This window comes from Serratia sp. CY81684 (genome assembly GCF_052166595.1).
In the GTDB taxonomy this organism is placed as follows: domain Bacteria; phylum Pseudomonadota; class Gammaproteobacteria; order Enterobacterales; family Enterobacteriaceae; genus Serratia; species Serratia nematodiphila.
Genome location: NZ_JBJNOO010000005.1, coordinates 544,390 through 564,316 on the forward strand (window position 1 = coordinate 544,390; position 19,927 = coordinate 564,316).

Sequence of the window (19,927 nt, forward strand, 5' to 3'; positions counted from 1 at the left end):
CCTTCAAGGGGGCTAACGAAAAAAATTTCGCATTTTTGGTTCGGCGAGTGCCGCAGAGATGAAAAACGCGGCCTGGGCCGCGTTTGCTTAACGATCGTGAGGTTTGCGATCCTCGTCCGGGCGGTGTTCCAGCACCGGGCGCTCGTCGTCCTTGCGCTGGAATTCGCCGTCAAAGGTGTTGCCGTTGGCGGCGTCACCACTCGTCCAACCGCCGGGGCGATACACCGACAGATGCGGCATCAGCTTCAGCGTCAGCGATTTTTGCACCGGCGGCAGCAGCAGCAGCAGGCCGAGGAAGTCGGTGAAGAAGCCCGGAATCAGCAGCAGGAAGCCCGCCAGCACCAGCGAAACGCTTTTCACCATTTCCGCCGCCGGGCTTTCGCCGGCCGCCAGTTTTTGCTGCATCTGCACGAAGGTTTTCATGCCCTGATTGCGCACCAGCGAAATGCCGACGCAGGAGCTGAACACCACCAGCAACAGGGTGACAGCCACGCCGAGCACGGCGGCGACTTTGATAAAGATGGATATTTCTATGTAAGCCAGCAGAAATATCAGCAGTAGCGGTAACCAGCGCACCTGGTTCTCCTATCGGTAGGTAAAGCGCGGCCGCCACGGGGGCGACGGCGCGAAAAAAGAGGCCGTAAACGGCCGACGCTATTACAATGAGGGCATCCCCCCACCATTTCAACCGAGAGCCGGTTTTTATTGCTAAAGTTCACAAACGTGAAAGAAGTCACAGAACCGGAAAAGGGCATATCCTTAAACACCATAAGGTGATCTGGATTCAGTCATTTCTTATCAACCAGCATATGATCTGGGCAGCAACGGGCGATTTGGTTAATCGTTTCACGCCCCAAGCCTTCGGCAATATTAATTTAGGCTGTGCCCTTTAGCCTTGACCTGACAAATTATTAATTCGGCAGCAACACATAGAGAAGGTTCTCATGTCAAACAACATTCGTATCGAAGAAGACCTGTTAGGAACACGTGAAGTCCCCGCAGACGCTTACTACGGAGTTCACACTCTGCGTGCGATTGAAAACTTCTACATCAGCAACAGCAAAATCAGCGATGTCCCCGAGTTCGTTCGCGGCATGGTGATGGTGAAAAAGGCCGCGGCGATGGCCAACAAAGAACTCAAAACCATTCCGCGCAAAATCGCCGACGTGATCATCCAGGCCTGCGACGAGGTGCTGGATAAAGGCAAGTGCATGGATCAGTTCCCGGTGGACGTATTCCAGGGCGGCGCGGGCACCTCGCTGAACATGAACACCAACGAAGTGCTGGCGAACATTGGCCTGGAGCTGATGGGCCACCAAAAAGGCGAATACCAGTACCTGAATCCGAACGATCACCTCAATAAATGCCAGTCCACCAACGACGCCTACCCGACCGGGTTCCGCATCGCGGTGTACGCCTCCAACCAGAAACTGATCGACGCCATCAACCAGCTGCGCGAAGGCTTCGATCGCAAGGCGAAAGAGTTCGAAACCATCCTGAAAATGGGCCGCACCCAGCTGCAGGACGCGGTGCCGATGACCCTCGGCCAGGAATTCCACGCCTTCAGCGTGCTGCTGAACGAAGAGACCCGCAACCTGCACCGCACCGCGGAGCTGCTGCTGGAAGTGAACCTGGGCGCCACCGCCATCGGCACCGCGCTCAACACCCCGGAAGGCTACCAGCCGCTGGCGGTGCAAAAACTGGCGGAAGTCAGCGGCCTGCCGGTGGTACCGGCAGAAGACCTGATCGAAGCCACCTCCGACTGCGGCGCCTACGTGATGGTGCACAGTGCGCTCAAACGCCTGGCGGTGAAACTGTCCAAAATCTGTAACGACCTGCGCCTGCTCTCCTCCGGCCCGCGCGCTGGCCTGAACGAAATCAACCTGCCGGAGCTGCAGGCGGGATCGTCCATCATGCCGGCCAAAGTGAACCCGGTGGTGCCGGAAGTGGTCAATCAGGTGTGTTTCAAGGTGATTGGCAACGACACTTGCGTTACCATGGCGGCCGAAGCGGGCCAGCTGCAGTTGAACGTGATGGAGCCGGTGATCGGCCAGGCGATGTTCGAGTCGATCCACATCCTGACCAACGCCTGCTACAACCTGCTGGAAAAATGCATTAACGGCATCACCGCGAATAAAGAAGTCTGCGAACACTACGTCTTCAACTCGATCGGTATCGTCACCTATCTGAACCCGTTCATCGGCCACCATAACGGTGACATCGTCGGGAAGATCTGCGCCGAAACCGGCAAGAGCGTGCGTGAAGTGGTGCTGGAACGCGGCCTGCTGACCGAAGCCGAGCTGGATGACATCTTCTCCGTGGAGAACCTGATGCACCCGGCCTATAAAGCCAAACGCTATACGGATGAAAATGAACAATAACAGACCTACCCGGTAGCCCTGAAAGGCACGCTAAATCCTCTGGATAGCGTGCCTTTTTACTTTTAGGCGCCCACAAAATTTTAACGTTTGATTTTCAATTTCTCTCATTTTAAGGAGTAAACACTATGCTAGCCTTGGAATTGGTTATCGTTCTGCTGGCCATCTTTTTAGGGGCCAGGTTGGGCGGTATCGGTATCGGGTTCGCGGGGGGGTTGGGCGTTCTGGTCCTGGCGCTGATCGGCGTCAAGCCGGGCAGCATCCCTTTCGACGTGATTTCCATCATCATGGCGGTGATCGCGGCGATCTCCGCGATGCAGGTCGCCGGGGGGATGGACTACCTGGTGCAGCAGACCGAAAAGCTGCTGCGCAAGAACCCCAAACATATCACCATTCTCGCCCCTATCGTCACCTACTTCCTGACCATCTTCGCCGGCACCGGCAACATCTCGCTCTCGGCGCTGCCGGTGATCGCCGAGGTGGCGAAAGAACAGGGCATCAAACCTTGCCGGCCGCTGTCGACCGCCGTGGTCTCCGCCCAGATCGCCATCACCGCCTCGCCGATCTCCGCCGCGGTGGTGTACATATCTTCGGTGATGGAAGGCCACGGCGTCAGCTACCTGCACCTGCTGATGGTGGTGATCCCGTCCACCTTCTGCGCGGTGCTGGTGATGTCGCTGCTGGTGACCTGGCTGTTCGACTCCAAGCTGTCTAACGATCCGGTCTACCTGAAACGCCTGGAAGAGGGCCTGATCACCCTGCGCGGCAACAACGCGCTGGCGATCAAACCGCGCGCCAAAGCCTCGGTGCTGCTGTTCCTGCTGGGCGTACTGTGCGTGGTGGCCTACGCCATCATCAACAGCCCGGGCCTGGGCCTGGTGGCCAAGCCGCTGATGAACACCACCAACGCCATTCTGATCATCATGCTGAGCGTCGCCACGCTGACCACCCTGCTGTGCCGCGTCGACACCGACATGGTGCTGAACTCCAGCACCTTCAAGGCCGGCATGAGCGCCTGTATCTGTATCCTCGGCGTCGCCTGGCTGGGCGATACCTTCGTGCAGGCCAACATCGACTGGATCAAAGAGACGGCCGGCAGCGTCATTCAGGCGCACCCGTGGCTGCTGGCGGTGATCTTCTTCTTCTGCTCGGCGCTGCTGTACTCGCAGGCCGCCACCGCCAAGGCGCTGATGCCGATGGCGCTGGCGCTGAACGTGTCGCCGCTGACCGCCGTCGCCTCCTTCGCCGCCGTTTCCGGCCTGTTCATCCTGCCGACCTACCCGACGCTGGTCGCCGCGGTGCAGATGGACGATACCGGCACCACGCGCATCGGCCGCTTCGTGTTCAACCATCCGTTCTTCATTCCCGGCACCATGGGCGTGATCTTCGCGGTGGTATTCGGCTTCCTGCTCGGCAGCGTCATGCTGTAACGCTTCGACCGGGGCTGCGGCCCCGGTTTTCCTTCTGGCGATAAACTCGCCTTCTAGCCAATCCGCCTTCAGGGTATAGTGCCCATTCGAACCGATGAGAGGGCTGAAGATGTCTGATTGCGAAGCTGTCGTCATACTCTGTACCGCACCCGATGAAGCCAGCGCCCAGGAACTGGCGGCGCGGATCCTGGGCGATAAGCTGGCGGCCTGCGCCACGCTGCTGCCCGGCGCCACCTCGCTGTATTACTGGGAAGGGAAACTGGAACAGGAATACGAGGTGCAGATGCTGTTCAAAAGCGATCGCCGCCGTCAGCAGGCCCTGCTCGACACCCTGAAACAACATCACCCCTACCAGATACCCGAGCTGCTGGTATTGCCGGTGATGGCCGGAGATAAAGACTACCTGTTATGGATCAACGCTTCATTAAACTGATTTTGCTGCTGTGCAGCCTGTTCTTCCTGCCGCAGGCGGCGCAGGCTTCACTGTTCGCGCCGACGGGCGGCAGCCAGTTCGTGCCCGTCGATCGGGCCTTCGCTTTCGATTTCAAACAGCAAGGCAACCAGGTAACGCTGAACTGGCAGATCCGCCCCGGCTATTACCTGTATCGTCAGCAGATCAAACTGGTGCCACAGCAGGCGACGCTCGGCGCCTTTACCCTGCCGGAAGGATTGAGCCACAAGGACGAGTTCTTCGGCGAAGTCGCCATCTTCAAGCAGCAGCTTAATCTGCAGGTGCCGCTGCAACAGGCAGCGGCCAACGCCAGCCTCAGCGTCACCTATCAGGGCTGCGCCGAGGCCGGCTTCTGCTATCCGCCGGAAACCCGGGTCATCCCGCTGGACGCGGTCAGCGCCGGCGCTGCCGCCCCGCTCCCGACCGCAGCACCGGCTGAAGCGCCCGCCGCACCGGCCAGCCTGCCGTTTTCGCCGCTGTGGGCATTGCTTATCGGCATCGGCATCGCCTTCACGCCGTGCGTGCTGCCGATGTACCCGCTGATCTCAGGCATCATTCTCGGCCGCGACCGGCCGCAAAGCAGCGGCCGCATTCTGGCGCTGGCGGTGGTTTACGTGCAGGGCATGGCGCTGACCTATACCCTGCTCGGGTTGGTGGTGGCCGCCGCCGGCCTGCAGTTCCAGGCGGCGCTGCAGCATCCTTATGTCTTGATCGGCCTGTCGGTGCTGTTCATCGCCCTGGCCCTGTCGATGTTCGGCCTCTATTCCCTGCAGCTGCCTTCCGCACTGCAAACCCGGCTGGCTAACTGGAGCAACACCCAGCGCGGCGGCTCGCTGACCGGCGTGTTCCTGATGGGCGCTCTGGCCGGGTTGATTTGCTCGCCCTGCACCACCGCGCCGCTCAGCGCCATCCTGCTGTATATCGCCCAGAGCGGCAATCTGTGGGCAGGCGGCGGCACGCTGTACCTGTACGCGCTGGGGATGGGCATTCCGCTGGTGATCGTCACCCTGTTCGGCAACCGCCTGCTGCCGCGCAGCGGCCCGTGGATGCAGTACGTGAAAGAGGCCTTCGGCTTCGTCATTCTGGCGCTGCCGGTATTCCTGCTGGAGCGGGTGATCGGCGATCTGTGGGGCATGCGTTTGTGGAGCCTGCTCGGCCTGGCGTTCTTCGGTTGGGCCTTCGCCCTGAGCCTAAGAAGCGCGCGCGGCTGGGCTCGCGCCCTGCAACTGCTGCTGCTGGCGGCGGCGGTGATCGCCGCACGGCCGCTGCAGGACTGGGCTTTCGGCGCCGACCAGGCGCAGCAGGCCGCTCAGCCACACCTGTCCTTTACCCGCATCAACAACGTCGCACAGCTCGATCTGGCGCTGCAACAGGCACGCGGCAAGCCGGTGATGCTCGATCTGTACGCCGACTGGTGCGTAGCCTGTAAAGAGTTCGAGAAATACACCTTCAGCGATGCGGCGGTGCAGGCGAGCCTGGCCAACGCGGTGCTGCTGCAGGCGGACGTGACCGCCAACAGCGCGGAACAGGCGGCGCTGCTGAAGCATCTGCAGGTGCTGGGGCTGCCGACGATCCTGTTCTTCGATCCGGCGGGCCAGGAACTGACGGTGCAGCGGGTCACCGGTTTTATGAAGGCGGAAGCCTTCAACGCGCATTTGCAGAAAGTGATGCGATAACTGACACTGAAGATCGGAAGCGAATGGGAGGAAGCACAAGTGCAACGTGAACACGTCCTTGATACCGCGCTGGGCCTGTTGGAACAACAGGGCCTGGCGACCGCCACATTAGAGATGCTGGCGGAAAAACTCGACGTTCAGCCCGGCGATCTCAAACGGTTCTGGCCGGATCGCGAAGCGCTGCTGTACGACTGCCTGCGCTACCACGGCCAACAGATCGACACCTGGCGCCGCCAGCTGCTGCTGGACGAAAATCTGAGCCCGCAGCAAAAGCTGCTGGCGCGCTATGACGTGCTGGCAGAATACGTGCAGCAAGACCGCTATCCCGGCTGCCTGTTTATCGCCGCCTGCAGCTTCTTCCCGGAAACGGACCACCCGATCCACCAGCTGGCGGAGCAGCAAAAGCTGACATCGCTGGAGCTGACCCGCGAATTACTGCGTGAAATGGACGCCGACGACGCCGACATGGTGGCGCAGCAAATGGAGCTGATTCAGGAAGGTTGCCTGAGCAAACTGCTGGTAAAACGCCAGCTCCATGACGTATCGGTCGCCAAACGGCTGGCGGAAGACATCTTGCAGGTGGCGCAGTGCCGGCGCAACGGGGCGCTGAGCTGAATCGGCAGGGTTGGTGAAGCCGCCACCCCGAGGCGATAGCCCCAACAGGCGCATTTTTTGCGCCCTTTGCCTGAAAAGCCAGCAACCGGAGGCATTTTAGCGTCTTTCACGCATAAAGCCGTTGACGGCTTTCGGCCAATACGGTTTAATGCTGCCCGTTGCCCGGATAGCTCAGTCGGTAGAGCAGGGGATTGAAAATCCCCGTGTCCTTGGTTCGATTCCGAGTCCGGGCACCATATTTAGAGAACCCAGCCTATGGCTGGGTTTTTGCTTTTCAGAGACAGGACTCTCCATCGAACTGCGTTCGATTATTCGGCCAGAGGCCTCACCCTGCGGGCCAGCGCTAAAGCGCTGTTCAACGCGGCGCCAGCGCCGGTTGTCCGAGTCCGGGCACCATATTTAGAGAACCCAGCCTATGGCTGGGTTTTTGCTTTTCAGGGACTGGACTCTCCATCGAACTGCGTTCGATTATTCGGCCAAAGGCCTCACCCTGCGGGCCAGCGCTAAAGGACTGTTCAACGCGGCGCCAGCGCCGGTTGTCCGAGTCCGGGCACCATATTTAGAGAACCCAGCCTATGGCTGGGTTTTTCGCTTTCTGGGATACGGACTCTCCATCGAACTGCGTTCGATTATTCGGCCAAGGGCCTCACCCTGCGGGCCAGCGCTGAAGCGCTGTTCAACGCGGCGCCAGCGCCGGTTGTCCGAGTCCGGGCACCCTATTCAGAAGAACCCGCCTATGGCGGGTTTTTCGCTTTCTGGGGTACGGATTCTCCATCGAACTGCGTTCGATTATTCGGGCTTTCGTTGACTCGGCGGGATCAGCCCAATCAGCGCCAGCACACAGGATTTGGCGGCCAGCACCAGATTGAGATGTCCGGGAAAATCGACGTTGATAAACCAAAAAACAAAGAAGATCGCCAACGAAACCGGCCAGGCAAGCACGAAGAACCGGGTGTCACATAGTCGCCGGGCGCAAAACAGCAGCGTCAGCACCACCGCCAATAGCCCGACAGGAAGATACAGTATCAGCCTCAGGTAAGAGGCGACGACATCGGCGAACGATACGTTATTGATGACGGAAATCGTCAATTTCTGAAAGAATAATGCGTCGTTGTTATAGAGCTCTAAAAGATTTAGCCACGCAAAGCTGAGCCCTATCGTTAACGACATCCATACTGCGTACTCTTTGCGGGATAGGGGATTGGTGATCAAACTCAGTCTCTCGTTCAGCCAGCGGTTCCGAACAAAGGATATAGCATAACAACGCTGAACCGGCGGTAAACGGCGGTTCAGCGTTGTTGTTCAAATCGTCTGAACAGACACTCTTTTTCTCACTCCGCCATCGTCTCCGTACGCGCGAAATGAATAAACTCAGGCGCCGCAATACGCAGATAATCCTGCGCATTGAGTACCACGGAGCGCTCCAAATCGCCCGCGTTAAACGCAATTTCATCGTAACGGTCAAACAGCTCCGGATCGGCCACCAGCCTGAGCTGCGGGTGGAAGCTGAACGGCGGGATCGCCCCCGGCACGCAGGCCGTCAGGGTCGCGATTTCCGCCGGGCTGACCAACGACGCCTTTTTACCGCCCAACTCGGCCGCCAACCGCTGCAGATCCGCCTGCCGATCCGCCGCCAGCACCGCCAAAATGTAATGCTTGCCGCCGTCGATGCGCGTTTGGCACACCAGAGCCTTGGCGCCCTGCCCCTGTTCGGTGCCGCGCAGCGCCGCCACCGCTTCGCAGCGCCCCTCCGCCGGATGTTCTATCACCCGGAATGCGGCCTCTCCGGCGCTCAGCAACGCCACGACCTGCTCAAATACCGTCTTGTCTGTCACCATGGTTCTCTCTCGTCACCTGCCTGTTTCTATTGACCTGCCAGCAACTCGCCGTAGCGGCGAATGTCGACGTTGCCACCGCTGATGATCACACCGACGCGTTTTCCCCGCAGCATCGATTTCTGCGCGCAGGCGGCGGCGAATCCCAGGCAGCCGGTTGGCTCCACCACCATTTTCATTCGTTCGGCGAAAAAGCGCATGGCGCTAATCAGCTCATCGTCGGTCACCGTCAGAATGTCGTCAACGTCCCGGCAGATAATCGGGAAAGTATATTGGCCCAGGTGCTGCGTCTGCGCGCCATCGGCGAGGGTCTGCGGCGTCTCAATGTGAACTATGCGGCCGGTACGGAATGATTGCTGCCCGTCATTGCCCGCCACAGGCTCTACGCCATAGACTCGGCAACCCGGCGACAGCCGGCGCGCGGCGAGCGCAGAACCGGCCAGCAACCCGCCGCCGCCCAGACAAACGAACAGCGCGTCCAGTTCGCCAACCTCGTCGAACAGCTCTTTAGCCGCGGTGCCCTGCCCGGCGATCACCTGTGGATGATCGTAAGGCGGGATCAGCGTTAATCCCTGTTGCTGCGCCAGATCCCGGCCGATCTGCTCGCGATCTTCATGATAACGGTTGTACTCCACCACTTTGCCGCCATAGCCGCGCGTCGCAGCCACTTTGGCCGCCGGCGCGTCGTGCGGCATAACGATCGTGGCGGGAATGTCGAGCAGCCTGGCGGCCAGCGCGATCGCCTGCGCATGATTACCGGAAGAAAAGGCCACGACCCCGGCCTTGCGCTGCGCCGGAGAAAACTGCAGCAAGGCATTCATCGCACCGCGAAATTTAAAGGCGCCCATACGCTGCAGGTTCTCGCATTTGAAAAATACGCTGGCGCCGAAATCGTCGTCAACCGTGCGTGAAGTCTGCACCGGCGTGCGGTGAGCATAATCCTTGATGCGCGCGGCGGCGGCGGCCACGTCGTCATAAACGGGTAAAATCAAATCGGTCATAGCGTTACCTGTCAGTAAGGGTTAAAGGGCGGCCAACGCGACGGCTTCCACTTCCACGGCGGCGCCATAATGCAGTTGCGATACGCCGGCCACCGCGCGCGCTGGGCGAAACTCGCCGATCCATTCGGCATACAGCGCATTGAAGGTCGGCCACAAATCGATATCCGTCAGATAGACGCGCACCTGAACCAGCTGCGCGCGGCCGACGCCGGCCCCTGCCAGGCAGGCATCCAGATTGGCCAGCACCTGGCGGGCTTGCCGCGCGAAAGGTTCTTCGGCCAGACTCTCACCGGAAAAGGCGATCGGCAATTGACCAGAGATATAGACCGTCCCATTGGCCGTGCAACTGGGTGAATAATGACCGGCGAGAGGAAAGCCGCCGCCGGCGTTGTAAACCACATCATGCTTCATATTTAATCCTTGCACAGGTTCGAAAAGCCCTGCGGAAACGGCGCAGGGCGGCATTCAGACGGGTTTGCGCGCAGCCGCTTCAGGCAGCCTCGCCTGAAAACCCACACGCTCTTTCTGCCAGTAAGAAATCGCCATGGTCGCCACGCCGTTGCCGGCCACGTTGGTCAACGTACGCATGGTATCCATCAAGCGATCCACGCCGAGAATCAGCGCCAGCCCCTCCATCGGTATCTCTGGAAACATCAACAGCGAAGCGGACAGCGTGACAAAAGCGCCGCCCGTCACGCCGGCTACGCCTTTCGAGGTCAACAGAAACACCATCAATAGACCGGTCTGTTGCACCAGGCTCAGCTCCAAACCGGCGGCCTGAGCGATAAACAGCGCCGCTAACGTCATGTAGATTGAAGAGCCGTCCAGATTCAAGGAGTAACCGGTCGGCACGACAAAACCGACGGTGGCTTTACTGCAGCCGGCCGATTCAAGTTTTTTCATCAGGCCAGGCAGGGCGGCTTCCGATGAAGTGGTGGTAAAGGCGATGATCAGCTCTTCCCTGATGAGTTTTAAGAAACCGAACAGGCTAAAACGGGTCAACCAGGCCACCACGGAAAACACCACCACAATGAGGAACAGACACCCCAGATAGACCAGCCCCACCAATTTCATCACCGGCATCAGCGCGCCGATGCCGTATTTGCCCAGCATGAACGCCGCCGCGCCAAATACGCCAACGGGTGCCAGCTTGAGGATGATATTGACCACTTTGAAGGTGGCGTCGGTCAGCAGATTCACCAAATCAACCACCGGCTTGCCTTTATCGCCCATTGCGTACAGCGCATAGCCAAACAGCAGAGCCACCAACAAGATTTGCAGCATGACACCGCCGGCCAACGCATCAACCACCGTTTTCGGGATGATGCTCATCACGAAGTCCACGCCTTGCAGGGGCTCCGCCGGTTTAAGCGCCGTGGCGGCATCAGCATGCAGGGCCAGCCCTTTGCCCGGCTCAAACAGATTGCCCATCGCCAGGCCGATCAGCAGCGCCAACGTGCTGACCACTTCGAAATAACAGACCGAGATCATGCCCAGGCGGCCAACGCCGGCACCGCGTTTAACCTGCGCAAAACCGGCTACCACGGTGAGAAACACAATCAGGCCGGCCACCATTTTGATCAGTTTGACGAAGGCCGCCGCCAGCGGATTGAGCTGAGCGCCGATTTGCGGCCACAACAGGCCCAGCGCGCCACCGGCCACCAGCCCCAATACCAGTTGAAAGGTCAACGTGTAATAAAAAGGTTTTCGTGCAGAACCGACGACTGAAGTTGCAGACATTATTGTTCTCCATGCCCTTGCGGGCCGTTGAAGCTAGCGCTGAAAAACCCCGGTGTGTGCGATACGGCTTTTAACGCACGAACATTGTCATACTTAAAACAAATAATCTAAAATTAGAAAATAAGTCCAATAATGATGTTATATACCTGCGCGACGGCCAAATGCCAATCGGGAAGTGCAGAATTGGGAGCAGGATCATTTTTAGTGCCGCCAGGCGCCAGATGAAAACCGCCGTGCGCCGCACTTGTGGTATGTTCTTCATCTGGCTCGAAATGAGCCAACGCCGCCAAGAAAGTGATCGGAGTGCCCTATGCCTGAAGTGCCGGAAAATTTGCTGTTATCCCAGTTGAATGTGATTGCCGAGGGGCTGAGCGCCACCTTCGCGCCATTTTGCGAAGTGGTGGTTCACGATCTGCAAAATCCCGAACACGCCATTTTGGCAATCCACAACAACCTGTCCGGACGAGAAGTCGGCCAGGCGGCGACGGAACTTGGCCTGGCTCGCATCGCTTCGGCGGAGTTTCCCAGCGTGATCGCCAACTACGGCAACCAGTTCGCCGATGGCCGCCCGGCGAAAAGCACCTCGATCGGCATCAAGAATGCGCAGGGCGACTACGTCGCCGCACTCTGTTTGAACGTTGATATGACGCTGTTCCGCGGCATGCAAAGCGCGCTGGCGCAGTTCACGCAAACGGCGGCCGGCGCGGTGACGGAACACCTGGAGCCCAGCGGCGCGGAGGCCATCCGCAACCGTATCGATCGCTTCGCCGCACGCCACGCCACCACGCCGCGCGCGCTGAAAACGCCGGAGAGAAAGCGGTTGATTCAGGAACTGAGGGAGCAAGGCCTGCTCGAGGTGAAAAAGGCGATGGAGATTGTGGCGCAGCACCTCGGCGTTTCCCGCGCTTCGGTGTATCTCTATGCGAAAGAAGAGTGAAAAGGCGGCACCTTCAGCCCCGCTTGCGTTACTCAGGCATTATTAATACAAAACCCGCCAGTACGGCGAGTTTAGACTCATGCCTCACTGGCAAATCGAAGCATATTTCTTCATAAACGGGCTGGCGCAAATTGACGCATAGATATCTTTTTGCCGCTGGCTGGCAGTGGACGCCGGTTTTTGCGCATCGCCGATGTTGACGCCGGTACCGTTGCTGCCGCTGGTGCTGCCGTTAATACTCACGTCAACGGACGTGTTGCCGCCGCTGCCGGTATTGCCATTAATGCCGCCTTCAATCACCAAACCTGCCTGGGCCAGCGGCGAACACATCAGCAGTGCGCAGCTCAGTAATGCAATTTTCTTACTTATCATTGCCTTTTCCTTATTGAATTACCTGACTTGATTTCTCGTACTTCAGACCATTTATCCATTCCCTGCTGCAGTTAATCCCTCTCTTTCACCTATCATCAGCCGTCTTTTCCTCATACGCTGTTCATGTTTGAAAAATGCATACAGGCTCAGAAAAAACAGCAGTATCGCCAGAAAAAAAAGACTCACTTTACCTTCCCTGGGTACATCTCGGCACCACACAAAATATAACATTCACTTGATAAATAGTTTTTCATAACTCATAAGCCATAGCGCGTTACGAGCCAAAAAAAACAGGGCTAACCCCCGCTCATCGATAAATAGCCATTAATAAACCTATAGTATTTTTTCACAACCTGTGTGACGTGCTTGTGAACTCTCTTTTTAAATTTAACATTCACGCCATTAATATATTAAAAAAAACACATAGCCATTTCATTAGAATTAAAAATAACAGGGGGTGTCAGAATAACAAAAAAGAAGAATTAGAGTATCCCTCATCAAGGTTAAGAATGTTCTCCCTCCTGGGACAACAGCCAGTAAATAAACTCATGATTCCGGCTTAACATCAACTTGCGCATAACCGATCGTTTATGACTGTGCACGGTTTTTACGCTGACCCCTAACAGCCTGGCGGTTTGCGACTGATCGAACCCATTGCGAAGATAGTTCACCACCTGCCGTTCGCGCCGGGTTAAAGGCTGATATTCAAACCGACTTGTAGCTCTGATATCACTTAGTATTTCGGACAACAGTACAAACAATTTATCAAGGCTATCCGTTCGATACAGCACGCGGGAAGCTTCATGGGAAATAATCGGCCTTTCCTTTATCATGACGACAGGCGCCCCCCCATTTCCATGCGCTGCGCTTCGCCTTGATGAAACGAATATCACATCAGGTCGGGCTATAGCATCCTGATTTAAAAAACAAAGTACCTTATTATTGACTTGGGCATACTTATTTAAACTACTTTTCAGACCAGCAGAAAAAAAACGATTGTCATCATTGATGATAATATTGATAACCTTCATCTTTGCCTCAAAAAAAACCATATACCGATAAGCCCTACAAAATTAAAGGACACTTTCGCTTACCGTTATTAACGGCCAAAAAAATAAATTCAAGGATAATCGACCGTCTTATTCTGGCCGATCGAGTAAAACCCACACAATCAATATGAGTTTATAATAAGTATGGCATTACCGCTGAACGGCCCCTCTTCAACATTCCCGGCAGTGTGCAAGGTAGATTCCAGATCAATAAGGACCCCACCAGTAGGAATGTTGATTTTCTTGCCAGTGATACCGGGAACTCCATCGATAGTGACGGTCGAGAAAAGACTCCCGTCGGCTTTTAACTCTATTTTCTCACTGGCATTATTGCTCACCACAGAAATATTTGCGTTGGCTGGGTAAGAACAAGAAAGCCTAACGCTTTCTTTTTTCTTATGGCCATTAACTTCGTCAGTACCTAATTGCCCATGATTCAGTATTGCCGCCCCCGCATCAATGTTGCACTCATTATTTGGTGGAGTCGGGCCAATACAATTTTGCCCTGGTAAAGACGCATAATATGAAGTTGACGCGTGCGCGTAAACCAGCGCATAACACACCTTCGAATAGGCCTCCCATCGAGTCTTAATAACACAGTTAGCTAATGGGCTTATCCCCGGATCACAATACCAGCCCGGACGTGGATAGCCGAACGGGCTAAATCCAACTTCAACCATAGGCGTTCCTACTTGCCTTAGATAGGAATACAATTCCCCCATTGTACGCGCCTTCTTTAACGCAGGATGCAGCCCACTACTTATCGAGGGGGAACCGTTTGTACCTACATAGTAATAGGGCGCACTTAAAGTCCCCAGATTGGTAAACACCCCAACAGTTATTATGCATCCCACTGTATTAGTGGGATTAAAACAAGGGCTCGGTGTTTGATCATTAAAATCAACGCTTACAAGTCGGCCTGTGCTACCTGCGCCAGAAGAATTCGCAGAGTGAATCTGGCCATCAATTATTGGCGCCTTGACTGTCTCCCAAACCATGCTAGCGCTTGCTTTACAGACAAAAAAAACAAGCAAGAATGAGGTAAAAAAAGTACGTTTCATCCATAGAAGTTTATTTTTAAAACCCGATTTGTAGCGAATCATAAGCACCCTTTAAAATTATTTACATATAAAAAAATAAGACTCACTATAAGTCGTGCATAAAAAACAGAGAGGCTTTGGCTTAAACGCAAACACCTTACCTATCAAAATTAAGGCTAGGTAGGGCATTAGCTTCTTAATAGTTGAATGCTGAAACCTCTATTCCTGCAACTAAGCGTATTCCAGCCAACTGCAGAAAGCGTTGCTATTCATATTCCGCCGTTAACGTGGCAGTTCCGGTGAAATCAATTCCCACCAGCATGCTCCCTGGCCGTGCAATTGGCACCGCGTAAAGCTTAGTCGGGTTGGCGGCATCAATGATCAATTTGGTATCGCTGACGTAAGTCGTGTCGCCTGTACCTTGCGTAATGCGCAAACCAAGATTGCCGACGCTTGACTGCAGCGGTTTGCCATCCCCCCAAGACACCGGCGCAAAACCCAGTTTGACTTTCAGATCACCGTATCCCGCAGAACCGCCGTTACAAGATACGCTATACGGAATTTCCATTTTTTTGTACGCGATGCCATCAATTTTATTGATGGCTACGTTGGCAAAATCCACGCTAATATCTTTGCCATCATTCAGCGTACAAATTGGTTGCTCGACCAATTTTCCGGTAAACTTTACATTTACCGCTTGCGCAGCCCCCCCCATGGTCAGTAAACCTGCGCAGAGCATTGCGGCCAAGCCTGAGCCACGCACCATATTCATTTTTTCCATATTCATTATCTTCATTTTCATCTCCTTATTATTGAACTTCTACGAGCAATGTGGCGGAACCGGAAAAGTCCCCGCCGCGCAAAGTGGCGCCGCTGTGTTTTATCGGTACGGCGTGCAGCTCCGGCAGATTGGGATAATAAAAATTCAGCCATTCATTCAACTTTAGCTGCTGGGTATTTTGAAACAGCAGCTTGATCGCCAAGTCATCCTTGTCAGTGCGTAGCAAGCCGTCGCCAAAGTTCGGGCTAGTGCCCTGCAATTTAATCTTCATATACCCATTCATGCCGGAAGTATCGCCATGGCAGACTACCCGATAGGGGATCTTTTTTTTGCCATAGTTAACGCCGTCAATATCTGCGATCTTCAGCTCGCCGAAGGGCACGTCAATGTCGTTGCCGCCGTTAATTTCACACTTCGGTTTGGCGATCACTACGCCTTTGACCGTTACGCCCACCGTGGCGGCTTGAGCGGGTTGGCCAATGAGCAGCACCGCCAGCAGGGTTAACGCCGAGGCAGCGGTGGCGGTAGCCGCCAGCCCACACCCCAGGCGCAGATATTCTGCGCCGGTTTGCAGCCTGGCTCGCCATAGAGTTTCCATTGCGTCTACCTCAGTCATAGTTCATCCGAAAATCAATCGCGGCGCGGTAGGCCCCCGCCAGCAAAGGCGCGCGGGTGCGTTCCGCCATCACATAGAACTGCAGACCGTTATCGCCCAGCGCCAGCAGCTGCGGCCGGCTGCGGCTACCCAACCGAACGTCCTGTTTACCGGCATCCAACACGCGCAGCCCCAGGCCGTTGGCGCCCTGTACCTGCACCAACTGCGGGTTATCCGCATCGGCCGGGGCGCTGAAGCTTACCGTCACCGCCGGCTGGTAGGCATCCCATAGCCGATAACCCAAGCGCGGGTCTCTGATCGCCGCCCCCATGCGCATACAGTCACGCAACCGCAGCTGGAATGCCACCGGTTCTGCGCGGCTGCCGGGCATGCTCAGGCTGCCGGTGGTGGTATCGCCCAACCAGATATCCTGATAGGCCGATGACATTTCCAGCCGACAAGCGCCTTCGGTGAGGGCGCCATGCACAAACAGCACGCCGCTATTGCCTGGCGCTGCCTGAACGTTGGCATTCGCCATCAGCGCCAGTGCCAGCGCTGCCGCCCGGCCTGCCCGTCGCGTTAAAATGCCTTTTCTTTGGCTGCCGTAGCCCACGCCATTCCTTTCCATTGCTTTTCCCCTGCCGCTTCAACTAGCGGAGCACCGCTGCCGGCTCCGATTATCCTTGCTTCTCAGGCACCACCTGGCAATCGCCAGCGCCACACTTGAAGGTCAACTCCGGGCGGCCGCCGTAGTCATTGATGTAGGTCAGCACCGGTGCATTGCCCAGGCCCGAAGCCCCCAACGCGATGTTGCCCTTCGGCGGTACCATCAGCGGCTCAAAGCCGGCGGCGGTCTTGCCGTTCTTGCTGCTGCGTGCATCAACCAGCGTGATGTAATACGGGGTCGGGTTGTTGACCTTAAAGCCATCACCCTGGCGCGTCAGGGTCAGCTGTTCCTGCCACGGAGCGAACGCACTGTTTTTGTTCGGCACTATCGCCGCCGGGCGATAGAACAGCTTGATGCGCGTCTGCAGAGCGATCTGCAGCGTGTTGGCCTTGCTACTCTTTGGCGGGATCTCGCGCAGGTTAAAATAGAACAGGCTCTCGCGATCCTGCGGCAGCACCTTAATACTCGGCAACGCCTGTACCTTGACCTGGCTTTGCGCGCCCGGCTCCACGCGCTGCACCGGCGGCAGCACGATCAATGGGCTGGTGATCTTCTCACCCTGCTCATTCTCCAGCCAGCCCTGCGCCAAATACGGCAGCTGAGTATTTTTATTACTGATGGTCATGCTGGCCGCGCTATCGCCGCCGTTTAAAATCACGCGGGTGCGATCCAGCGCAATGGCGGCCTGCGCCTGGCCGCTCAGTAAGGTGGCTGTCAGCAGGCCGGCTACCGAAAGCGTTTTTACAGTGTTGTTTCGCATAAAAAAGGTCCCATTTGGTCAAAGTTGCACTTACTGGTTTTCAAGGGTACGGCTTAGCCTTCCTGCGCCGCGGTCACCGGCCGGCACGGCAGCAGCAGGTCGCTCAAAGCGACATCCGCGCGCACCGCCGGCAGGTCAATCTCACATTGCGCTTTCCCTTCCCAATGCACCGTCATTTGTTCCTCGGCGCGAATACCGCTCAGGTACACGCTGCCGCCATCGTTCACTATCCCGGTTTGCTGCTTGCGGCGGTTGAATACCTCGGCGCCAAACGGAGGCGTGCTGCCGTCCGCCAGGCGAATCACCGCCATAGCTTTTTGCCCGGAAATCACATTGAAGCGCCGGTAGCCAATCGCACCCTCGGTGAGCGTCGCCTGCACCATCGACTGGGTCGCCTCTGCATCGTCCGCCAGGTTGGTCAGATCGATGCTAGCCCGGCTGCGGTAATAACTGCTGACGTCCGCCACCACCGCTTTGCCGAACATGTTGGTGCGGGTAGTAGCGCCAAAGCCGCGCACCGGCACCCCGGCTACGCCGTCGGTGTCCAGCATCAGGCGCGTACCGCCAAAGGCGCCGTTGCGGTGCAATGCCGCGCCCTTGGCAGTGAGCGTGGCGCCGCCCTGCAGGCCCATGCCGATTGAGCTGTACTGGCCGCCCTGATAGCTCACGTTGGCGTCAATCTTGGCAATGTCGCTATCGTGGCTGTAGAAGCCGCTGGCGGATTCGCCGCTGCGCGAGCTGCCGGCGCTCAGCTGATAGTTATTGTGCTCATCCAGCCGGCTGTAATACCCCACCCGCTGGCTGTTGTTGTTGCGGTTCCACGCGCTGCTGTAGCTGAGGTTGGCATTCACCCCCCACGGCACCGACAGGCTCAGATACATGCCGTCGTCATTGGCCCTCTGGGCTTTATTGCGATAAGCGGTTAACGACGCGCTCATATTCCTGAACGAGCCCAGGTCAAAATAGCGTGACACCGCCAGGCTGTAGCGTTCACTGGTTGGTTTATCCCAATAGGTCTGGTGGTCATAGTTGAGATAGGCGCTGACCCCCAGATCGCGGAACTGCTTGTTAAAGGTGATGGTGTACATCTCCCGGCTTTTGCCGTTCTGCATGCCGTGATAGCGCGCATCCAGGTATTCGCTCATGGTCATAAAGTCCTGCACCGAGAAACGGTAACCGGCGAAGGTGACCTGACTGTCGTATTCGTCAAAGCTTTTCGAATAGCTCAGGCGGTATGAGCCGCCGCTTTTGGTGCCGTCTTCGCTCGGCAACCTGGCCCGTGACTGCGTGCTGTCGAACGACAACGCGCCAAACGCCAGCAGATCGCGCCCCAGCCCCAGAGACAGCGCGTTGTAATCGCCCGCGGCGATAGCCCCGCCATACAAGGACCAACCGTTGCTCACCCCCCAAGAGAACTCACCGGCCGCAAAGGCTGGCCCTTGCAGGTTATGTTCCCAGTTCGACGGCCGGCCACCGGCGAGTTTGTAACGCACCATGCCAGGGCGGGTCAGGTAAGGGATGTTGGCGGTATCCACCTGAAACTGCTGCACGCTGCCATCCTGTTCTTCTACTTTCACATCCAGCTTGCCCATTACCGAATCGCTCAGATCCTGGATACGGAATGGCCCGGCGGCGACCTGCGCCTCGTACAGCACCCGCCCCTGCTGGCTGATCGTGACCTTGGCGTTGGTTTTGGCGATACCCGTCACCTCCGGTGCATAACCGCGCAGGTTGGGTGGCAGCATGTTGTCGTCCGATATCAGGCTGAGGCCGGTAAAGCGGAAGCTATCGAACAGGTTGGTCTGCAGATAGTCTTCACCCAGCGCCAGGCGCGCACCCAGCTTCGGCAGAGCGCGGAAGGCGTAGTAACGGCTCCAGTCAAACGACTTCTGGCTCGACTGGCCCGAGCCGGTCTGATGGCTCAGGCTAGTCTGCCAGTCGGCACGTAGCCGCCAGGCGCCGAGGTTGGCGCCCACCGCACCATTGCCGCCCAGCCGCTGCGTCTGCCCGCCGCCATTTCTGTTGCTCTGTGCCTGGCCATTCAGGTTGTAGTCCAACAACAGGCCGGGAATGCCGTTATCCCAGCGCGCCGGCGGATCCCAGTCCGGCGAGGAATATTCCAGATAGGCCTGCGGGATGTTCAGGTACAGCGCCGAAGCCGCCAGATCGCCCCGGGCTTCGATGCCGTTGAGGCTGGCAAGATCCAGACACTGCTCGTTGTGCCACCAGCGCAGCTGCTTGAGAAATTCTGCTTTAAAACCCAATTGCTCGACCAACTGCGGTGAAATGCAGGCCACGCTGTCTTTAGGATCGTTTTCCGGCTGATAGAAGGTGACAGGCTGTTCATCCAATGCCTGCTTGTTCATCAATACCGTCATGTTGTACGTACCCGGCATAATGTAAGCACCGGTGGAAAAGCGGCTGAGATCGATATTTTTCCTATCGTTTATATCCAGAATGTCGGTGTTGAATTGAATCGCATCATCTGCACGTAACGGAAACGCCAGACTGCACAGGGCCAACGAAATGCATATCCCTAACAAGCTTAACGGGAGCGCTCCCGATTTAAATTTTTTCGCATCCATGATTCCGCCAACCTT

The 19,927-nt window shown here is 56.9% G+C and carries 20 protein-coding genes and 1 tRNA gene; 7 read left to right on the top strand and 14 right to left on the bottom strand.

Annotation, left to right across the window (positions count from 1 at the left end; translation table 11 throughout):
• Nucleotides 1–87 precede the first annotated feature (87 nt).
• On the bottom strand, nt 88–576 hold the full coding sequence (locus ACJ8QF_RS20620; RefSeq protein WP_197836448.1) for an FxsA family protein: 489 nt from the start codon (nt 574–576) through the stop codon (nt 88–90).
• Between the two features lie 368 nt (nt 577–944).
• Between ACJ8QF_RS20620 and aspA the strand changes: the two genes are divergently transcribed.
• From aspA to ACJ8QF_RS20650, 6 genes are all read left to right on the top strand, one after another.
• A complete protein-coding gene (aspA, locus tag ACJ8QF_RS20625) occupies nt 945–2,381 on the top strand; it encodes an aspartate ammonia-lyase (protein WP_004929659.1) in 1,437 nt (478 codons plus the stop codon).
• A gap of 125 nt (nt 2,382–2,506) precedes the next feature.
• On the top strand, nt 2,507–3,808 hold the full coding sequence (locus ACJ8QF_RS20630; protein WP_442537808.1) for an anaerobic C4-dicarboxylate transporter: 1,302 nt from the start codon (nt 2,507–2,509) through the stop codon (nt 3,806–3,808).
• A 109-nt stretch (nt 3,809–3,917) separates the two neighbouring features.
• A complete protein-coding gene (cutA, locus tag ACJ8QF_RS20635; RefSeq protein ID WP_442537809.1) occupies nt 3,918–4,241 on the top strand; it encodes a divalent cation tolerance protein CutA in 324 nt (107 codons plus the stop codon).
• Entirely contained in the window at nt 4,217–5,935 is a 1,719-nt protein-coding gene (locus tag ACJ8QF_RS20640) for a protein-disulfide reductase DsbD (RefSeq protein WP_442537810.1), read from the top strand. The genes cutA and ACJ8QF_RS20640 overlap by 25 nt, the downstream gene beginning before the upstream one ends.
• A gap of 39 nt (nt 5,936–5,974) precedes the next feature.
• Nucleotides 5,975–6,550, top strand: a complete 576-nt coding sequence (dicD, locus tag ACJ8QF_RS20645; protein ID WP_280631021.1) for a division control transcriptional repressor DicD — start codon at nt 5,975–5,977, stop codon at nt 6,548–6,550.
• A 160-nt stretch (nt 6,551–6,710) separates the two neighbouring features.
• Nucleotides 6,711–6,786: transfer RNA gene (locus ACJ8QF_RS20650), tRNA-Phe, on the top strand.
• Between the two features lie 553 nt (nt 6,787–7,339).
• On the opposite strand, the gene ACJ8QF_RS20655 is transcribed toward ACJ8QF_RS20650, so the two are convergent.
• The 5 genes from ACJ8QF_RS20655 to ACJ8QF_RS20675 form a co-directional block, all read right to left on the bottom strand.
• A complete protein-coding gene (locus ACJ8QF_RS20655) occupies nt 7,340–7,762 on the bottom strand; it encodes a hypothetical protein (RefSeq protein ID WP_442537811.1) in 423 nt (140 codons plus the stop codon).
• A gap of 119 nt (nt 7,763–7,881) precedes the next feature.
• A complete protein-coding gene (locus ACJ8QF_RS20660) occupies nt 7,882–8,388 on the bottom strand; it encodes a YbaK/prolyl-tRNA synthetase associated domain-containing protein (RefSeq protein WP_442537812.1) in 507 nt (168 codons plus the stop codon).
• 26 nt (nt 8,389–8,414) lie between these two features.
• On the bottom strand, nt 8,415–9,386 hold the full coding sequence (locus tag ACJ8QF_RS20665; RefSeq protein WP_442537813.1) for a threo-3-hydroxy-L-aspartate ammonia-lyase: 972 nt from the start codon (nt 9,384–9,386) through the stop codon (nt 8,415–8,417).
• A 21-nt stretch (nt 9,387–9,407) separates the two neighbouring features.
• Nucleotides 9,408–9,797, bottom strand: coding sequence for a RidA family protein (locus ACJ8QF_RS20670; RefSeq protein WP_442537814.1), 390 nt, complete (start codon nt 9,795–9,797; stop codon nt 9,408–9,410).
• Nucleotides 9,798–9,851: 54 nt separating this feature from the next.
• A complete protein-coding gene (locus ACJ8QF_RS20675) occupies nt 9,852–11,126 on the bottom strand; it encodes a cation:dicarboxylate symporter family transporter (protein WP_442537815.1) in 1,275 nt (424 codons plus the stop codon).
• 310 nt (nt 11,127–11,436) lie between these two features.
• On the opposite strand from ACJ8QF_RS20675, the gene ACJ8QF_RS20680 reads away from it, so the two are divergent.
• A complete protein-coding gene (locus ACJ8QF_RS20680; protein ID WP_004929586.1) occupies nt 11,437–12,063 on the top strand; it encodes a helix-turn-helix transcriptional regulator in 627 nt (208 codons plus the stop codon).
• A gap of 84 nt (nt 12,064–12,147) precedes the next feature.
• On the opposite strand, the gene ACJ8QF_RS20685 is transcribed toward ACJ8QF_RS20680, so the two are convergent.
• The 8 genes from ACJ8QF_RS20685 to ACJ8QF_RS20720 all read right to left on the bottom strand — a co-directional run bounded on the left by ACJ8QF_RS20685 (nt 12,148) and on the right by ACJ8QF_RS20720 (nt 19,912).
• A complete protein-coding gene (locus tag ACJ8QF_RS20685; RefSeq protein ID WP_442537816.1) occupies nt 12,148–12,435 on the bottom strand; it encodes a hypothetical protein in 288 nt (95 codons plus the stop codon).
• Nucleotides 12,436–12,938: 503 nt separating this feature from the next.
• Entirely contained in the window at nt 12,939–13,466 is a 528-nt protein-coding gene (locus ACJ8QF_RS20690) for a helix-turn-helix transcriptional regulator (RefSeq protein WP_442537817.1), read from the bottom strand.
• Between the two features lie 140 nt (nt 13,467–13,606).
• Nucleotides 13,607–14,587 (bottom strand): MrpH family fimbial adhesin, encoded by a 981-nt coding sequence (locus tag ACJ8QF_RS20695; RefSeq protein WP_442537818.1) that lies wholly within the window; start codon nt 14,585–14,587, stop codon nt 13,607–13,609.
• Nucleotides 14,588–14,789: 202 nt separating this feature from the next.
• Nucleotides 14,790–15,320, bottom strand: coding sequence for a fimbrial protein (locus ACJ8QF_RS20700; RefSeq protein ID WP_442537819.1), 531 nt, complete (start codon nt 15,318–15,320; stop codon nt 14,790–14,792).
• 13 nt (nt 15,321–15,333) lie between these two features.
• Nucleotides 15,334–15,921 carry a fimbrial protein gene (locus ACJ8QF_RS20705; protein WP_442537820.1) on the bottom strand — a complete coding sequence of 196 codons (588 nt, stop codon included), beginning with the start codon at nt 15,919–15,921 and terminating at the stop codon, nt 15,334–15,336.
• Nucleotides 15,914–16,528, bottom strand: a complete 615-nt coding sequence (locus ACJ8QF_RS20710; protein WP_442537821.1) for a fimbrial protein — start codon at nt 16,526–16,528, stop codon at nt 15,914–15,916. Before ACJ8QF_RS20710 ends, ACJ8QF_RS20705 begins: the two co-directional genes overlap by 8 nt.
• 49 nt (nt 16,529–16,577) lie before the next feature.
• Nucleotides 16,578–17,327 carry a fimbria/pilus periplasmic chaperone gene (locus ACJ8QF_RS20715; protein WP_442537822.1) on the bottom strand — a complete coding sequence of 250 codons (750 nt, stop codon included), beginning with the start codon at nt 17,325–17,327 and terminating at the stop codon, nt 16,578–16,580.
• A 53-nt stretch (nt 17,328–17,380) separates the two neighbouring features.
• On the bottom strand, nt 17,381–19,912 hold the full coding sequence (locus tag ACJ8QF_RS20720; protein WP_442537823.1) for an outer membrane usher protein: 2,532 nt from the start codon (nt 19,910–19,912) through the stop codon (nt 17,381–17,383).
• Between the last annotated feature and the right edge of the window lie 15 nt (nt 19,913–19,927).

What these genes read in the sequence shown, in the direction of transcription:
- aspA (WP_004929659.1), top strand. Translation starts at nt 945, where the DNA reads ATGTCAAACAACATTCGTATCGAAGAAGACCTGTTAGGAACACGTGAA.
- ACJ8QF_RS20630 (WP_442537808.1), top strand. Translation starts at nt 2,507, where the DNA reads ATGCTAGCCTTGGAATTGGTTATCGTTCTGCTGGCCATCTTTTTAGGG.
- cutA (WP_442537809.1), top strand. Translation starts at nt 3,918, where the DNA reads ATGTCTGATTGCGAAGCTGTCGTCATACTCTGTACCGCACCCGATGAA.
- ACJ8QF_RS20640 (WP_442537810.1), top strand. Translation starts at nt 4,217, where the DNA reads ATGGATCAACGCTTCATTAAACTGATTTTGCTGCTGTGCAGCCTGTTC.
- ACJ8QF_RS20660 (WP_442537812.1), bottom strand. Translation starts at nt 8,388, where the DNA reads ATGGTGACAGACAAGACGGTATTTGAGCAGGTCGTGGCGTTGCTGAGC.
- ACJ8QF_RS20665 (WP_442537813.1), bottom strand. Translation starts at nt 9,386, where the DNA reads ATGACCGATTTGATTTTACCCGTTTATGACGACGTGGCCGCCGCCGCC.
- ACJ8QF_RS20670 (WP_442537814.1), bottom strand. Translation starts at nt 9,797, where the DNA reads ATGAAGCATGATGTGGTTTACAACGCCGGCGGCGGCTTTCCTCTCGCC.
- ACJ8QF_RS20675 (WP_442537815.1), bottom strand. Translation starts at nt 11,126, where the DNA reads ATGTCTGCAACTTCAGTCGTCGGTTCTGCACGAAAACCTTTTTATTAC.
- ACJ8QF_RS20680 (WP_004929586.1), top strand. Translation starts at nt 11,437, where the DNA reads ATGCCTGAAGTGCCGGAAAATTTGCTGTTATCCCAGTTGAATGTGATT.
- ACJ8QF_RS20685 (WP_442537816.1), bottom strand. Translation starts at nt 12,435, where the DNA reads ATGATAAGTAAGAAAATTGCATTACTGAGCTGCGCACTGCTGATGTGT.
- ACJ8QF_RS20690 (WP_442537817.1), bottom strand. Translation starts at nt 13,466, where the DNA reads ATGAAGGTTATCAATATTATCATCAATGATGACAATCGTTTTTTTTCT.
- ACJ8QF_RS20695 (WP_442537818.1), bottom strand. Translation starts at nt 14,587, where the DNA reads ATGATTCGCTACAAATCGGGTTTTAAAAATAAACTTCTATGGATGAAA.
- ACJ8QF_RS20700 (WP_442537819.1), bottom strand. Translation starts at nt 15,320, where the DNA reads ATGAAGATAATGAATATGGAAAAAATGAATATGGTGCGTGGCTCAGGC.
- ACJ8QF_RS20705 (WP_442537820.1), bottom strand. Translation starts at nt 15,921, where the DNA reads ATGACTGAGGTAGACGCAATGGAAACTCTATGGCGAGCCAGGCTGCAA.
- ACJ8QF_RS20710 (WP_442537821.1), bottom strand. Translation starts at nt 16,528, where the DNA reads ATGGAAAGGAATGGCGTGGGCTACGGCAGCCAAAGAAAAGGCATTTTA.
- ACJ8QF_RS20715 (WP_442537822.1), bottom strand. Translation starts at nt 17,327, where the DNA reads ATGCGAAACAACACTGTAAAAACGCTTTCGGTAGCCGGCCTGCTGACA.
- ACJ8QF_RS20720 (WP_442537823.1), bottom strand. Translation starts at nt 19,912, where the DNA reads ATGGATGCGAAAAAATTTAAATCGGGAGCGCTCCCGTTAAGCTTGTTA.